The organism is Clostridium sp. AF17-21AC, from assembly GCF_003461365.1.
GTDB classification, from domain to species: domain Bacteria; phylum Bacillota; class Clostridia; order Lachnospirales; family Lachnospiraceae; genus Coprococcus; species Coprococcus ammoniilyticus.
Genome location: NZ_QTWY01000004.1, coordinates 202,243 through 218,150, shown reverse-complemented (window position 1 = coordinate 218,150; position 15,908 = coordinate 202,243). Strand labels below are relative to the sequence as shown.

Here is a 15,908-nt window from a genome sequence, read left to right as displayed (position 1 = left end):
CTATCCTAAAATTGTGCGTATATAAAGCCTGCGACTTCATATCCGCTTCCATATGCTCCAAGGATGATCACGGAAAAGATCAGTCCATAATATAATACCCAACGGAATACAATATTCTTTGTTGCAATATCTTCTCTGATATGACGTCCCTGTTCCTGATACAAGCCAACCAACAGCAACACAATTGCTCCAAAAAGCAGTAACAAGAAATCACTCATACCAATCCGGACATCAAACAATTCACCATAGCGGATTGGATCCCATGACAGATTCCGGAACATCGATATAAACATCTGTCCGAAGATCTTCAGATCATCTGCACGGAACATCAGCATACCGATATTAACAAAGATAAAGGTTCTCACAACCTGAAGAGCCTTATATATCTTACCTTCGCGGTTCACATGCATTTTTTCAAATAATTTTCTGAATAATGGTTCTGTCAGAAGTCCGAGGATCATGATCAGACAGTAATAAATACCGTACATAACATACTTCCAGCTTGCTCCATGCCAGATACCGGTTCCAAACCATACTGCAAGCATGGCAATAGAGGTCGGGATCAGCGTTGCAAAGAACGCATTGAACTTCTCTCTTGTCTTCTTGCTCAGCTTCATAAATGCCTTGGATAGAGAGATGGTATAGAATACATAATCCTTAAACCATGCACCAAGTGTCATGTGCCATCTTCTCCAGAACTCGCTGACTGTCTTTGATATAAACGGTCTTGCAAAGTTTTCTGACATCTCGATGCCAAACATCTGCGCACTACCGCGGACGATATCCATACAACCGGAGAACTCTGCATACAACTGTAAGGTGTACAACAGCATTCCTATGATGACATACAGTCCATCATACTGATCGTGGAAATTAAAAATCTGATTTACATACATATTTGCACGGTCAGCAATTACGATTTTCTTAAACAGACCCCAGAACACAAGCTGAAGTCCCATTGTTGCATTTTTATAATCAAACGGATGTCCTTCATATACCTGATCTCCCAGCAGATCAAAACGTCCGATTGGGCCTTCCACGATATGTGGGAAGAATACCAGAAACAAAGCAACCTTTCCAAGATTATCGGAGGCTTTGTATTTACCACGGTATACATCTACAATGTAGCTGATCGCCGATAAAGTGTAGAACGAGATACCAAGCGGCAGCATCATATTCTGCATTGGATTGGATATCTTAATATGGAAAATACTTAATAAATCACAGAACACCTGTCCGAAGAATACGGAATATTTCAGATATACCAGAATACCAAGATTTAATAATACAATGGATACACAGACACATTTTTTCTGCCATCCGATGATCGACTTGAATTCCTTTTTATTTTCCTTTGGCAAGGCTTTCTTCGCCATACTGAAACCATCATCAATCTTATTCAGCAGCAGACCGCCAAAATAGATCGACAAGGTACTAAACAATATAAATACAATATATTTTCCGGAATTAATAAAATAGAACAGATAACTGAATATCAGCAGAACCTTCCATTTGTGCTTTAATGGCACGATCGAGTAGAAAAAGAAGGATCCCATCAATATAAATCCCAAATAAGCTATAGATGTATAAGACATTTTTTTCTCCCTATCACTGATACCGAAAATCTACCGGGCAGCCATTTTCTGTACGTATTACAAAAGGCCGTCCGGTTTATTCCCAGTATTCCTTTTTTCCTCAGTCTGTAAACTAATTAATCATCACTGAGTCTCTGGATCATATCATAGATCGTCTGAACTGTTTTGAAGTTCTCTGGAACGATATCTACAGGTGTGATCTCGATATCAAATGCATCATTTAATTCCATAACAAGTGTTACCATTGTGATGGAATCTAAGACGCCATGGCCGATCAGGTCTGTATCATTTTCAAAATCAACACCTGGTTTTACTTCGTTTAAAATTTCTAATAATTCATCCATTTCTTTTTCCTCATTTCTTATAATTTATAGTTATTTTTCAACCACTTACGATCAATTTTTCCATTTTGATTGTGTGGCATACTCTTCACTCTTACAAACTGGTTCGGTTCCATATAATGTGGAACTTTTTTCTTGAATTCCCCAAGCAGGAATGCATCATCCAGTTTCTTACCTTCATATATAAATACGATCTTATCCTCTGCATCATCGTAGATACATGCATAGCTTCGGATACCTTCGATTGCACCGGCAGCCGCTTCGATCTCGCCGAGCTCGATACGGTAACCCATATGTTTGATCTGATAATCTTTTCTTGATATATAGACCAGTTCGCCATATTTATTATATTTTACAAGATCACCTGTCTTGTAGATCAGTTCCGGATAATTCGGGTTTAACGGATTCTGGACAAAGGCTTCTTTTGTCTTTTCTTCATTTCCATAATATCCAAGAGCGACAAAGGAACCTCTGGCATATAATTCACCTTCTGCACTGAAGCCTGTCTCCGGATTGATCTCCGGCGAAACCACCTTGCCATCTTCTCCAAGTACAAATACATCACAGTTGTTACATGCATTTCCCATTGGAAGGGGCTCATCGTCACGAAACTTTCTGTTTACCACATAGTAGGTACAAATATCGGTTGTCTCTGTCGGGCCAAACAGGTTTGCATACATGGCATCCGGCAGATTCTCGATCCAGTAATTCAATGGTCTTGTCGGCATAACCTCGCCTGCAAATAACACTTTTTTCAGATCCGGAAGCTTAGCATACTGGAACATCTTATAATTTGCAATGATCGAAAGCGCCGATGGAACCCAGTAGATCGTATTAACCTTTTTCTCATTCAGGAATTCCATGAGCTTGATTGGGAATGAAAAATATGCTTTTGGTATTATATACAATGTTGCGCCATTTTTCAATGTGCTATATAAATCTGAAACAGACATACTAAAATAAAATGGGGTCTGATTTCCAAATATTGTTGTCTCGTTGATATCAAAGGCTTCTGTATACCATGTAATATAAGAAAGAATATTTGCATGTGATATAACCGCACCCTTTGGAACACCTGTCGAACCGGAAGTAAATAATGCATACACCGGATCCGTATCGATCATATTGGCTCTTACCTTTGACAGACAACTCTGGTCTGCTTCCTGATCCATCTCATCCAGATTGAAAATCTTTGGTGCATAGCCCTTGCCGTCCTCTGTTTCAACATGCAGTTCTTTTGCTTTATCGAGATGCTTATCATCGGTTATGGCAGCCTCCGGTTTCAATGCCTTTAAGATCTTATTCACTCTGTCAACCGGCATCTCCGCATCTATGACCACATAAAAGTTTCCGCTATATACAGCACCCATGAATGCTGCCACACTCTTCGGCTCCTTATCAAGAAGTACAACAACCGGACGATTCTTGCATCCGCCAAGTCCCTGATATAACCATGCTCCAACCTGTTTTGCAGCTTTCTCCAGTTCTTTATAAGTGAGTCCTCCGTTAACATCGGCAACTGCTAATTTGTCTGGATATTTAGCTACTGAGCCTTCAATAAATTCAAGTACATTCTTCATATCTTTCTTTACCGGAACCTGTCCGGACCTCCTTTATTCCACGATTGCAAATACAAGTGTTACTGTATATTGCCCTTTCTTCTCTTTTACTGAAAAGTCTATGTTCATTTCCTGTGCAATTTTCTCACAGGTCTTAATTCCTATCCTTGTGCTTTCTGCTTCATTTCTGTTTTTGCTTATATGATTACTGATCACCAATGTTACCTTCGTATCAGAGGTACTATACTGAATCTCTACCGGTTTGCTGTAATCCGAATATTTTCTTATATTCGTAAATATATTATCAAACAACCGTTTCAGATGCGGTGCATCAATCTGTATCTTCGGTGAATTATTCTCCGTCTTGACCTGGAATGTGATTCCTTTTTCTTCTAACAGACACATATATTCACCGATCATCTGCTGGAAAAATTCTTTTGCGGGAAACTTTTCCATCTTCAGTTCATCCGTATGTCCGGAATATACGAAGAAGTAACGGAACAGCTTGTCTGACAGATCTTTTAACTGCCCTGCCTTATCCACGCAGATATCAACGTACTGCTTATACTCTTCTTCCGAATCAAATTCACTTGTTTCCAGAAGATCCAGATACCCATTCAATACCGTAAGCGGTGTCCGGATATCATGTGCCATTGCTGTGACCAGATCCCGGTTCGCCTGCCAGGCTTCTTTTTCTTTGCTCATCTGCTGAATGATTGAATTTCTCATACTGTCAATATTATCCGCCAGCACATAGATCTCATCATGCCCGGACTTCGTGATAGCAGCATTGATATCTTTCTTTTTAATACAGGATACCTCCCGTGTCAGACGTCTTACGCGCTTTACCACACGACCGTTATAGATCATAACAAACATCATAAAGATAAACGAGCACACCAGAAAACCAATTGTCATCCAGAAATAGTAAACTCTTTTCTCTGAGTAATCCACGATACAGACATCATACAGACCATCCTCGAACCGCACAGAATAAAATGCATAATTTCCATACTGAGATGCTAATTCTTCTACATCTGAAGTATCGACCGGATTTGTTTCTTTATATTCTGACTCAGAAGATGCTATATCATTGCCAACATTTTCATTTGTCTTTTCTGTCTGTCTCTTATATTCTTTTTTCTTCCTGTAAATCTCAACCAGCCGTTTGTTTTTAATATTATTCAGCATCTGCTTCTTGTCTTCTTCAGACTCTGCAAGCTTTCTGCCCTTCTTGTTTCCATTTGTTATCTTATTAAAAAAACGCTCCATCGCGGTACGTCTTTTCTGTTTTGTTGAATCATATATTACATTCTCATTCTGATATACAAGAAGATATACACTTCCCTCTTCCTGCTGCCATCTGAGAATAGCATTCATATCTGTTGATTTCACCTTATTATCCCTGACATAATCGGAAAAGCGGTCGATCTTCTCTTCTGTCCGCCGGGCTGTGGCTGTCTCATTCAGATAGTTTTTGTCAATTATATATACTGTAGTTTTCAGCCAGACGAAGAACAAACCGACTGCAAGTAACAGACTTCCTGCAATAACCAGAATCAGCTTCGTATTTAAGGTAAGCTTCTCGTCTGTTCTTTTTTCCCGTCTATTCTTTTGTCTCGTTTCTCTGTCTTTCATTCTGTCTGACCTTTTCAGGCTTTAATCCACCTGATATCCTTTTCCATAAATCGTTCTTATAATCTCAGGCTGTGCCGGATTCTCCTCGATCTTCTGTCGAAGCCTGAGCACATGCACCATGACCGTATTTGACGATGAAGGAAGATATTTTTCCTGCCAGATATTCTCATATAGTTCATCCAGATTCCAGGATCTACCACGATTCTTCACAAGGAAAAACAGCAGTGCAAATTCTTTATCCGTCAGATGGATGACTTCATCTTCTTTCGTTACCACACGCTTATACGGATCGATTGATATTGTTCCGACACGAAGTATTCCATCCGCATTATCTTCTCTTCCTTTATAAACATTATAACGTCGGATCAGTGCTTTCACCTTCCGGATCAGCTCACCCTGTTCAAAAGGCTTGCTTAAGAAATCATCTCCACCAATATCATATGCCTCATTTTTGTCCGGCTCCTGTGTCTTGGCTGTTAAGAACAGCACCGGAACCGATGAGAATTCCCGGATAGCCGCACAGCTTTCGGTTCCCGACATTCCAGGCATCATAATATCCATAATAACCAGATCAATATCCGAATGTTCTTTCATAACATTGATCGCCATCTGTCCATTCTCTGCTTCCAGTGTTTTATATCCCTGCTTTTTCAGGTAAATACCTACAAGCTTCCGAATATCCTTTTCATCATCTACGATCAGAATTTTCGCTTCCTGTTCGGACAGCAATCCCTTTTGCTTCTCTCCATCTATTGTTTTGTTATTTTCTAAAATCATAACCATATCCTCTCTTTTTCTAATATGCCTTGATTTTAACTTTCAATAACCACCCCAACATTATAGCATTTGCATCTATAATTCAAGTATGCGTCAGGTGTTGTTAAGATTTGTTAAGTCAGGTTATACCAGAAAATTACATCCTTTTTGTATCTAAATTTTTAAGATTCTTAAGTTTTTTGTTTAAGCTATCTAAAAAATCCATTCAAAGACGATTCCGTAAAGTTCCCTCAGATAATAAGTTGGCAATAACCACCACGCTGTTTTCCCGCACACCGCCGATGGTTTTATACCTGTATGTTCTGCAATAACAGATGCACGGTATTCATGAAATTCATTTGTTACGATAATAACCTGCGGATCCAGATTCTTCTCCTCTATGATCTTCTTTGAATATAGAAGATTCTCTCTGGTCGAGGTTGACCGGTCTTCCTTATATAAACGGTCCTGCGCAATGCCTTTTTCTGTCAGATACCGGTACATGCATTCCGCTTCGCTGATATTCTCACCTTTTCCCTGTCCACCGGACAGAATACACACAACCTCTTCATGTGTGTTCAGATAATCATATGCCGCATCTAAGCGTTCCGTCAGCATTAGGCTTGGGCGGTCGCCATTTACACCACAGCCAAGCACGATCATAACCGTTTCATCCTTCGGAGTGCTCTTCGATGCCCGTATCATGCATATCGTACCTGCTGCCGCAAATCCAACTGCAACTAATACAATCAGCAAAACGATCCCGCATATTACTTTTCCGGCAGTCCGGGTCATCCATTTTTTCACCCAGCGATTCACTCTGTGGAACCATGCCGCATATAAGATCAGGCAGATGCCAAGAACAACTCCCGTAAGATTTCCTATGTTTTTAATCCCCTTCGTAACAAATGGATACAGAAATATGAATACTCCTGCAAATCCTGCTATGAATAATACTATTCTAAGCCATAATTTCTTCAATTTTCCCTGCATACCTCCCGTCTTTTTATATAATTCTCCCTTTTCTGGAGTTCACTCCATGTTTATAGCATCCAAATGCATCAAAATGCCATCATCTCTATTGCGGAGCGGTTAAGATTTATAAATGATCCGGTTACATTATATTTAAACATAATTATATACTGTTTTTAACAAAAAACAGCCATTTCAGGCAACGGATTGCTCCATTTGGAACAATTCATTATCCAAAATGACTGTATTTACGCTAATTTAAAATGATTTTAAACCATTAAATATTATTTCTTATAATTTCTAATGATTATTAATGTTTCAGGCATTCCTTAATAGATGCTTCAAAAATATCAAGACCGGCTGCAAGCTGCTCATCTGTCATTACAAGTGGTGCAAGGAAACGGATTACATTGTTGTAGGTTCCTGCACCTTCTACTAACAGACCTTTCTTCGCACAAGTCTGGATCAGGTCAGATGTAAATGCTGCATCCGGTTCTTTTGTTTCCTGATCTTTTACGAATTCGATACCGATCATACCGCCAAGTCCTCTGACATCACCGATAACCGGATATTTCTTCTGCATTTCCAGATAACGCTCTGTTACTTTCTTACCGATCTCACAGGAACGCTCTGCCAGATGATCTCTCTCCATAATCTCGATCGTCTTTAAGGATGCGGCACATGCCAGTGGATTTCCACAATAGGTTCCACCGATCGTTCCTGCCGGAACTGCATCCATAACCTCAGTTCTTGCAATAATGGCTGATAATGGCACGCCGGCTGCGATGGATTTTGCTGTTGCGATGATATCTGGCTCTACACCGGCCTCCTGCCAGTAAACAGAAGCAAACATACGACCGGTTCTGCAGAAACCGCTCTGTACCTCATCTGCGATCAACAGGATACCATTTTCATCACAGATCTTACGGACTGCTTTTACCCATTCGATCGGTGCAGGGATGAAACCACCTTCGCCCTGAAGCGGCTCAACAACGATCGCTGCGATCGTGTCCGCTGCCGCACACTGTTCAAATACATCGTAGATAGATTTGATATAGTAATCAACTGCCTTATTCTCAGGCATTCCTTCCGGATTTCTATAATAATATGGGAACTGTGCACGGAACACACCGGCTGCTAACGGTCCCATATCTTTTGCATATGCTTTCTTGGATGTCATCGCCATTGTAAAATGTGTTCTACCATGGAATGCACCGGAGAATACGATGATATTTGGACGCTTTGTATATGCCTTTGCTACCTTAACTGCATTCTCATCTGCTTCTGCACCACTATTTGCAAAGAATGCTTTCTTGCTGTCGCCCTTTACAGGTGCAATACCGGATAACTTCTCTGCGAGTGCTACATAGCCTTCATGTGTTACGACATTGAACATGCCGTGGAAATATTTATCTGCCTGTGCTTTTACTGCTTCAACAACCTCCGGCTGGGAAAATCCGATATTCAATACACCGACACCACCGATCCAGTCCAAGAACTTGTTGCCATCAACATCCTCGATCATGGCGCCTTCACCACGTTCTATAACGACCGGATATCCGCAACGGATCGCATTTGGAACTGCCTGTGCTCTTCTGTCTATAATTGCCTGTGCCTTAGGACCGGGTAAAGTCTCTGTTATTATTTCCGGTAAATCTGTTCTTAATATATGTATCATCCTCCATCTTCTTATACGGACGGCCTTTATATCTGTGCCGCTCATTTATTTGCTCTTGTAAATTTTCTACAGTATGCCATTCATAAAAGCCGATCACCATATCCCATCAGCACAAAAACTTCCGCCCTGTTTTGTGCTGATAGCACAAGTATATGTTTGACAGACACATATTTTCTATGATATTGTTGGGTTATTGTAATTCATAGCACAAATCAGTGGTTTATTATATTAAGCAGCAGCTAATATAAACCTTATATAATTAAGCAAATATTAGGCAATCATGTTCAAACTGCTTCAAATCAATAAGCCACCGCCAAGCCGATACGCGCAGATCATATTTTGATTGAACTGACGTCTTATCCATAGACGAATAATAATTATCAAACGCTGCCAAGAAAGGAATCCTGAACATGGCAATACTATTAAGAGATTTATATAAAGAGACAAAAAACACCTATGGTCTGGATCTGATCGCAGGAGAAGAAGGGCTGGATAACCTCATGAACTGGGTCTATATATCAGAAGATCCCGGTACATTGGAATTCCTGCATGGCGGTGAACTGATCATTACGACCGGCGTTCTATGCGGAAATGAATACTGGTTATATAACTTCATCAAAGGGCTGATCGAGCATAAAACCTGCGGCCTTATTATCAATATCGGCGGACATCTGAACCGTTCCGATATCTCCGACCGTATCCGTATGCTGTGCGATCGGAAGCATTACCCGCTCTTTCTTATGCCATGGGAAACGCGGATCTTCGATATCACACACGATTATTACAATCGGATATTTGATGATACCCAGACCAGTCAGGCAATCTCAACAGCCCTTTCGCGCGTGATCCTTCACCCAAATGACAAAGCTCTGATGGAAATCAGCCTGCCTGTCTTATATGAACATGGTTTTCAGGCGGATGCACAATACCATCTCGTATATATATCAGATCTGCGTGATACAGCATCCATGAAACCAACCGCTGCACAGACAAATACCTCTATCCAGCAGTCTGAGCATTCCACCATCTCATCCGGTTATGCAAATACCGCCGGAAGTTTTCTTCAGAATCTGTTGACACGTCTGGTCAGAATCTATAATCTGCCATATACATTTGTCAACGGCACCAACTATACTCTGCTGATCAGCCCCGCACGGTCAAATGAACGGCTTGAACAGGAGCTTACACGGCTTCTGTATTATATGGGAGAATCTGCCGGAACAACTTCCATGTATATCGGAATCAGTGCGCCAACCAAAGATCTGATTGGATTAAGTCAGGCATTTTTACAGGGACGGTGCGCCGCCCTGATGGCACAAAAAAAGAACAGTAGCCTGTTCTTCTTCGATGATATGGGATTCTATAAGCTTCTTTTATCTGTAAGTGATATGGATGTTCTTAGAGAATATGTAAACGATACCCTGGGATCCATCATTACATACGATGAGCAGCACCATACGAATTATCTGGAAACACTCTATCAGTATCTGCTCTGTGATGGCAGTATACAAAAAATTGCCGGTGCCCTGTTCTGTCACAGGAACACCGTCAATTATCGTGTCCGTATATTAAGGGAGGACTTACATCTTGCTTTAGATGATCCGTCCACTCGTTTTGAACTGATGACCGCATTTCAAGTTCATAGTTATCTGGATTTGTTTCCCTGAATCTGCTGCAACACATTTTAATATCATGTACATCATATATCCGGTCATTAATTGGCCTGTTATTTTCTGCGTCTGACCGCCAGTAATTCTTTCCATGCCGGCGGATAGAACAACAAGAGCAATGGGAACAGCTCCAGTCTTCCGGCAAGCATATCGAACATCAACACATATTTGGAAAATGTACCATATACATTAAAATTCTTCGTTGGTCCTACCAGCTCCAGTCCCGGTCCGATGTTATTGATCGTTGCCGCAACCGCAGTAAAGTTTGATGTCATATCTTTTCCCTCAAAGGAGATCAGCAGTACGGATGTTGTAAACAGGATGATAAATGTTATAAAATATACATTTACCGCACGTACCACTTCATGCTCTACCGGCTTGCCGTCCATTTTGATCTTCTTGATACTTTTTGGATGCAGATAGGAATTCAACTCTTTTATCACACTTTTTACCACGATGATAAATCGGGATACCTTGATACCACCACCGGTACTGCCTGCACATGCACCAATGAACATCAGAATAACCAGTATCGTCCTACATGTCTGGTTCCACAGGTCAAAATCCACACTGGAGAATCCGGTTGTTGTTATGATCGAAGCGACCTGGAACGATGCATGACGGAGTACTGTCCAGAATCCATCCATTGTATGAATCAGATTCAATACAAGAACTGCGATCGCCGCCACAATAATGAGGAAATAGGTTCGCACCTCATCCATCTTCAATGCCTTTTTGATATTGCCAAATAAAATCAGATAGTATGCATTAAAATTCACACCGAATAAGATCATAAAGATCGTTACCACCCACTGCAGATATGGCGAAAAGCTGGCAAAGCTATCATTCTTTGTTCCGAATCCACCTGTACCCGCTGTTCCGAATCCGGTACAGAATGCATGGAATACCGGCATTTTCCCGGCTATTAACAAGATGATCTCTATAGCCGTTAATACAATATAGATAACATATAATATTCGCGCCGTATACTTGATCTTCGGTACAAGCTTACCAACAGAAGGTCCCGGGCTCTCTGCTTTCATCAGATTGATATTTGATCCGCCACTAAGCGGCAATACCGCAAGCAGAAACACCAGCACACCCATGCCACCGATCCAGTGTGTAAAGCTTCGCCAGAACAACGTCGTCCGGGATAATGCTTCCACATCGTTTAAGATACTGGCTCCTGTGGTTGTAAAACCGGAGATCGTCTCAAATAACGCATCTGTGAAAGATGGGATATCTCCTGATATGCACATTGGAAGTGCACCAAATATACTCAGTGCTATCCAACTCAATGCTGTAGCGATACAACCCTCTTTCAGATAGAATACATTTACTTTAGGTTTATGTTTTACAATGATGGCTCCAAGCAGCATACAGATGACTGCCATCACCAGATAATCAATTCCTTCACTTTCCTGATAAATCAACGAAACCAGACATGGCAGAAGAAGCATAACCCCCTCCAGCATGATCACATGTCCGACTACGTATAAAATCATTGACCGATTCATAGCTTCCTGTTTTCCCTTTTACAAAAATACTCATTACTTATACCAGAATATCCCTGATATCATTAAATCCTGTATGGGTCGTTACTACCATAGCGGTATCCCCGACTTCGATCGTATCATGACCGGATGGTGTAATGATCGTACCGTTTCGATTGATAAATGCGATCAGCACATCCTTCTTTAACTTCAGATCCATCAGTGGCTTACCCGTTACCTCGGATGCTTCATCCACACGGAACTCGATCGCCTCTACCCGGAAATCAAACATATGATATAACGTCTGCACACTGCTGTTCATGGAACGTGTATTTGATTTCGCACGAACATAAGCAGTAATAGTCTCCGCTGTAATAAAACTCGGATAAAATACACTTCCAAGGTTCAAATTATTAATTATTTCCTTGAAATTACTACGGTTGATCTTCGTGATGGTCTTTGCATCTGAAACATGTCTGGCGTGCAGTGTCAGGAGGATATTTTCCTCGTCAATCCCGGTTAAAGCAACAAAGGATTCTGCATTGCTTAAGCCTTCTTCCTTTAATACGTCCTGATCGGTTCCGTCTGCATTGATAATAACTGCTTTCGGAAGCAGAATACTGAGTCGCTCACAACGATCCTTCTCTTTCTCAATGATCTTTACATTGATTCCCATATTGATCAACTGACTTGCAAGATAATATGCAACGTCACCACCGCCGACGATCATCGCATCACTGACACGATTTGTCTTGAATCCGATAAAATCAAGAAATGCACGGCTCATCGGACGGGATCCTACAAACGAAAGAACATCTCCTGCATGCAGTTTAAAATGACCGGATGGAATATAGACTTCTCCATCTCTTTCAACCGCACAAATCAAAATATTGATATTCTTCGCTCGATCCATAAGCTGCTGACCAAGATGTGCCACAGACAGTCCGTCTAACATATTATGCTCCGGAATCTTGATCTTCGTCATCTCTGCCTGACCATGTGCAAAGGAATTGATCTCCAAAGCCGTCGGCATATAAAGTACACGTGCAACCTCCGTTGCTGTTTCAAGCTCCGGATTGATGACCATGGTAAGTCCCAGACTCTTTTTCAGATATTTTATCTCCTTGCTGTAGTCCGGATTTCTGACACGCGCTACCGTTGCGCAGTCACGTCCCTGTTTTGCGATCGTACAACAAAGCAGGTTCAGCTCGTCAGAATTTGTTACTGCGATCACAAGATCGGCATTCTCCACACCGGCTTCCATCAGCACGCTGTAGCTTGCACCATTTCCGCAGATTCCCATAACGTCATACTGATTGACGTTCATCTCAACCTTATCCGCATTTTTATCAATGACTGTTATATCATGCCCTTCCTTGCATAACTGTCTGGTCAGTGCCGTTCCGACCTTACCGCATCCTATAATCAATATATTAAGACCCGTTTTCTTCGCGCCTCGTTGCTTAAACATCACTTACCTCCACCGACTTCGGCTATATATTATACATACTTTTGTGCATAAAATACTCACTTTATTATAGCGTCAATCTTGATTGTAACATCTTTTTTCTATATGTACAGTGATATTTGAAAATTTTATCTAAAGTTTAGTTTGATTCTGTGCTATACTCCTGTCTGGAGGATTTGATATGTTATTTTCTTTATTTATTAATTTTTTCAAAATCGGATTATTTACATTTGGCGGCGGTTATGCGATGATCGCACAGATCCGGGAAGAAGTGGTTGCAAAACGGAACTGGCTCACGGAAGACGAACTGATCGAAGTGATTGCGATCGCTGAATCAACGCCCGGGCCACTGGCGATCAACCTCGCTACTTTTGTCGGTTATAAACAAAGAGGCTTCCGCGGAAGTCTGGCAGCCACCCTCGGTGTCTGTATCCCATCCGTTATTATTATATTTGTCATTTCTCTGTTTTTTGATGCTTTCATTGCAAATAAATATGTAGCGTATGCCTTCGTTGGCATTAAATGTGCTGTTGCTTTTCTGATCCTTACAACCGGAATCAGCATGATGAAAACACTCGACCGAAAAAAAATACCGGTTCTTGTATTTGTAGTTACTTTTATAATCATGGTGATCGGAGAACTGCTTTCCAAATCCGTTAATGCAATTCTTCTGATCCTCGCAGGCGGCATCATCGGAATTTTCTGTACCTCTTTTAAAAGAATCCGAAAGGAGGATGCAGACAAATGATATATCTGACATTGTTTATTGAATTCTTTAAAGTAGGACTGTTCAGCTTCGGAGGCGGCTTCGGCATGATACCGCTGATCCAGGATGCTGTCATCCGCCATAACTGGATGAGTGAAGATGCCTTTTACAATTTCATCGGTGTCTGCGAATCTACACCGGGTCCGATTGCAGTCAACATGGCGACCTATGTCGGATCGACGCAGGCAGGACTTCCGGGCGGTATCGTCGCTACTCTCGGTGTCATCACGCCGTCCTTTTTCATTATATTATTAATTGCCGCAGTTTTAAAAAATCTGACGAAAAATACCTACGTGCAGGGCTTCCTGTATGGCATCAAACCGGTTATCCTGGCCCTGATCCTTGCAACCGGAATCAACATGCTGTTAAAGTCTACCGGATATGTCAGCTTATCCGAATATGATGTGAATATCCCTGCTATCATTATTCTGTGCCTGCTTGCAGGAATCTATTTCTTCATCCGGCGCAAATGGAAGCAAAAGCTGTCAGCGATCTCCCTGATCCTGCTTTCCGCGGTTCTGGGGATCGTGGTATCCGTGATTGCCGAACACATCAGATAAAAAGTCACCTGATACAATGCAAAGTATCAGGTGACTTCATATTTTTCATTGGCAGTCATAATTATCCTTTTATATCAGATTGCTCTGCCTTTTATTTTCGATAGGATGGAGCAAGTGCGTATGCCGGAACATACTCCTCTGCTGCCACACTGTTCATGGCAAATGCCCGTACCAGAAACGTACCGATGGTTTTTGATGCATTCCGAATATAGCGTGCATCCGTTTCATTATCTCCGGCCTCCGTCATATACAGTGCATGGTTTTTCTTCAGATACTCGACCGCTTCCTCCACAGAATGAACCATTTCACCGATCCGACTCGTTTCTTCCTGTTCTACATGTCCATGTCCAAATAAAAACTTCTGAAATCCACTTTCATATGCAACATGTTCAGAAAAACCGCCTTCAAAAATGGAGTTGTGCGCATATGTGAAGAAATCCTCCACATAATGAAGTACATATCCGAGTTTCAGGAAAGAATATCTGCTGTTCTTCCCCTTTTCTTCCAGCTTCTGTATCCGGTTGACTGTATTATCAAATGAACTTTTCCAGGTATGCTTCTTAATATAGGTATGAACCAATATATCCGGCAGAATACTGCCTAACAATAACCACTTCCTTTTGTTCTGTGGAACCTGTTCTATGATTTCTCTGGTTACAAATAAATGACTTCTTTTTTTCATATCAGTCTCCTTCCCACTTTTAACTCGGCACAACTTTTCCGTTGTTCCTATCTATATTTTACCGCAGGAAGTATGAAATACAAGCCATTTCACAGAATTTTCTTGAAATTAGAAAAATTTTCTAACAATTTTTACACGGGGCAATTCTGCCCTCCTGCCTGTCTCCCCTGCCGCCTCCCACGCCCCCCTGCTGTAAGTACTTGCTGCGTTTTCTGTTCGCTTCACATGCCTTATTCGTAAATACTCCTGTGCGAACTCGCCTTCGGCTCAGACACGCACCCGTATTTACTGGCAATGTGCAGCTCACGACGAAATACTCGCAATGTACTTACAGCAGGGGGGGCGTGGGAGGCAGCAGGGGAGACAGGTAACAAATATTCAGGAAATGGCAGAGCAGAATAAGTGCTATCGTACGGCACTCTGGACCGGCTGTCATTTGCAAATGACCTTAATGAGCATTCCGCCTTGCCGCGATATCGGTGCAAAACTTCATCCGGACATGGATCAGCTCATCCGTGTTGAAAAAGGAAATGCTATGGTCATGACAGGAAACTGCCCACACAATCTGAACTGTGAGCAGCGTATGTGTAAAGGTGATGCCGTATTCGTTCCTGCCAGAACATGGCACAACATCAAGAACACAGGCAAATGTCCGTTCAGGCTGTCTACCATTTACGCCCCACCACATCATCCGTTTGGAACTGTGGAATACACAAAAGAGGATGCTTAA

At 41.6% G+C, this 15,908-nt stretch carries 14 protein-coding genes; 4 read left to right on the top strand and 10 right to left on the bottom strand.

Annotated elements, in window-relative coordinates; genetic code table 11:
* Nucleotides 1-5 precede the first annotated feature (5 nt).
* The 7 genes from DWW85_RS07860 to gabT all read right to left on the bottom strand — a co-directional run bounded on the left by DWW85_RS07860 (nt 6) and on the right by gabT (nt 8,530).
* Nucleotides 6-1,595, bottom strand: a complete 1,590-nt coding sequence (locus DWW85_RS07860; RefSeq protein ID WP_021943191.1) for an MBOAT family O-acyltransferase — start codon at nt 1,593-1,595, stop codon at nt 6-8.
* A 116-nt stretch (nt 1,596-1,711) separates the two neighbouring features.
* Nucleotides 1,712-1,939 (bottom strand): acyl carrier protein, encoded by a 228-nt coding sequence (locus DWW85_RS07855; RefSeq protein ID WP_021943190.1) that lies wholly within the window; start codon nt 1,937-1,939, stop codon nt 1,712-1,714.
* A 17-nt stretch (nt 1,940-1,956) separates the two neighbouring features.
* Nucleotides 1,957-3,516 (bottom strand): AMP-binding protein, encoded by a 1,560-nt coding sequence (locus tag DWW85_RS07850; protein ID WP_117808269.1) that lies wholly within the window; start codon nt 3,514-3,516, stop codon nt 1,957-1,959.
* Between the two features lie 33 nt (nt 3,517-3,549).
* Nucleotides 3,550-5,133 carry a HAMP domain-containing sensor histidine kinase gene (locus DWW85_RS07845; protein ID WP_117808268.1) on the bottom strand — a complete coding sequence of 528 codons (1,584 nt, stop codon included), beginning with the start codon at nt 5,131-5,133 and terminating at the stop codon, nt 3,550-3,552.
* A 21-nt stretch (nt 5,134-5,154) separates the two neighbouring features.
* Complete coding sequence (locus tag DWW85_RS07840; protein WP_242996095.1) at nt 5,155-5,910, bottom strand: response regulator transcription factor; 756 nt, start codon at nt 5,908-5,910, stop codon at nt 5,155-5,157.
* A 192-nt stretch (nt 5,911-6,102) separates the two neighbouring features.
* A complete protein-coding gene (locus tag DWW85_RS07835) occupies nt 6,103-6,870 on the bottom strand; it encodes a YdcF family protein (protein ID WP_181983874.1) in 768 nt (255 codons plus the stop codon).
* A gap of 301 nt (nt 6,871-7,171) precedes the next feature.
* Complete coding sequence (gene gabT / locus DWW85_RS07830; protein ID WP_117808349.1) at nt 7,172-8,530, bottom strand: 4-aminobutyrate--2-oxoglutarate transaminase; 1,359 nt, start codon at nt 8,528-8,530, stop codon at nt 7,172-7,174.
* 419 nt (nt 8,531-8,949) lie between these two features.
* On the opposite strand from gabT, the gene DWW85_RS07825 reads away from it, so the two are divergent.
* A complete protein-coding gene (locus tag DWW85_RS07825; RefSeq protein ID WP_117808265.1) occupies nt 8,950-10,206 on the top strand; it encodes a PucR family transcriptional regulator in 1,257 nt (418 codons plus the stop codon).
* A gap of 59 nt (nt 10,207-10,265) precedes the next feature.
* Here DWW85_RS07825 and DWW85_RS07820 read toward each other — a convergent pair whose 3' ends face one another.
* Together DWW85_RS07820 and trkA are read right to left on the bottom strand one after the other, a co-directional pair.
* A complete protein-coding gene (locus DWW85_RS07820) occupies nt 10,266-11,726 on the bottom strand; it encodes a TrkH family potassium uptake protein (protein ID WP_117808264.1) in 1,461 nt (486 codons plus the stop codon).
* Between the two features lie 37 nt (nt 11,727-11,763).
* Complete coding sequence (gene trkA / locus DWW85_RS07815; RefSeq protein ID WP_117808263.1) at nt 11,764-13,173, bottom strand: Trk system potassium transporter TrkA; 1,410 nt, start codon at nt 13,171-13,173, stop codon at nt 11,764-11,766.
* 178 nt (nt 13,174-13,351) lie between these two features.
* Between trkA and DWW85_RS07810 the strand changes: the two genes are divergently transcribed.
* Both DWW85_RS07810 and DWW85_RS07805 read left to right on the top strand, forming a co-directional pair.
* Nucleotides 13,352-13,918: a chromate transporter gene (locus DWW85_RS07810; protein WP_008402150.1), complete on the top strand. Its 567-nt coding sequence runs from the start codon at nt 13,352-13,354 to the stop codon at nt 13,916-13,918.
* Nucleotides 13,915-14,496: a chromate transporter gene (locus DWW85_RS07805; RefSeq protein ID WP_021943179.1), complete on the top strand. Its 582-nt coding sequence runs from the start codon at nt 13,915-13,917 to the stop codon at nt 14,494-14,496. The genes DWW85_RS07810 and DWW85_RS07805 overlap by 4 nt, the downstream gene beginning before the upstream one ends.
* Before the next feature lie 91 nt (nt 14,497-14,587).
* Here the strand turns inward: DWW85_RS07805 and DWW85_RS07800 are convergent, their stop codons facing one another.
* Entirely contained in the window at nt 14,588-15,178 is a 591-nt protein-coding gene (locus tag DWW85_RS07800; RefSeq protein ID WP_117808262.1) for a zinc dependent phospholipase C family protein, read from the bottom strand.
* 385 nt (nt 15,179-15,563) lie between these two features.
* Here DWW85_RS07800 and DWW85_RS07795 point away from each other — a divergent pair, with 385 nt between their 5' ends.
* The gene (locus DWW85_RS07795) at nt 15,564-15,908 is read left to right on the top strand and encodes a cupin domain-containing protein (protein WP_181986536.1); all 345 of its coding nucleotides are present in this window, start codon (nt 15,564-15,566) and stop codon (nt 15,906-15,908) included.

Excerpts from the sequence above, each read along its gene's own strand:
- DWW85_RS07795 (WP_181986536.1), top strand. The coding sequence starts at position 15,564 with ATGGCAGAGCAGAATAAGTGCTATCGTACGGCACTCTGGACCGGCTGT.
- DWW85_RS07850 (WP_117808269.1), bottom strand. The coding sequence starts at position 3,516 with ATGAAGAATGTACTTGAATTTATTGAAGGCTCAGTAGCTAAATATCCA.
- DWW85_RS07860 (WP_021943191.1), bottom strand. The coding sequence starts at position 1,595 with ATGTCTTATACATCTATAGCTTATTTGGGATTTATATTGATGGGATCC.
- DWW85_RS07855 (WP_021943190.1), bottom strand. The coding sequence starts at position 1,939 with ATGGATGAATTATTAGAAATTTTAAACGAAGTAAAACCAGGTGTTGAT.
- DWW85_RS07820 (WP_117808264.1), bottom strand. The coding sequence starts at position 11,726 with ATGAATCGGTCAATGATTTTATACGTAGTCGGACATGTGATCATGCTG.
- DWW85_RS07805 (WP_021943179.1), top strand. The coding sequence starts at position 13,915 with ATGATATATCTGACATTGTTTATTGAATTCTTTAAAGTAGGACTGTTC.
- DWW85_RS07800 (WP_117808262.1), bottom strand. The coding sequence starts at position 15,178 with ATGAAAAAAAGAAGTCATTTATTTGTAACCAGAGAAATCATAGAACAG.
- trkA (WP_117808263.1), bottom strand. The coding sequence starts at position 13,173 with ATGTTTAAGCAACGAGGCGCGAAGAAAACGGGTCTTAATATATTGATT.
- DWW85_RS07825 (WP_117808265.1), top strand. The coding sequence starts at position 8,950 with ATGGCAATACTATTAAGAGATTTATATAAAGAGACAAAAAACACCTAT.
- DWW85_RS07845 (WP_117808268.1), bottom strand. The coding sequence starts at position 5,133 with ATGAAAGACAGAGAAACGAGACAAAAGAATAGACGGGAAAAAAGAACA.
- DWW85_RS07810 (WP_008402150.1), top strand. The coding sequence starts at position 13,352 with ATGTTATTTTCTTTATTTATTAATTTTTTCAAAATCGGATTATTTACA.
- DWW85_RS07840 (WP_242996095.1), bottom strand. The coding sequence starts at position 5,910 with ATGATTTTAGAAAATAACAAAACAATAGATGGAGAGAAGCAAAAGGGA.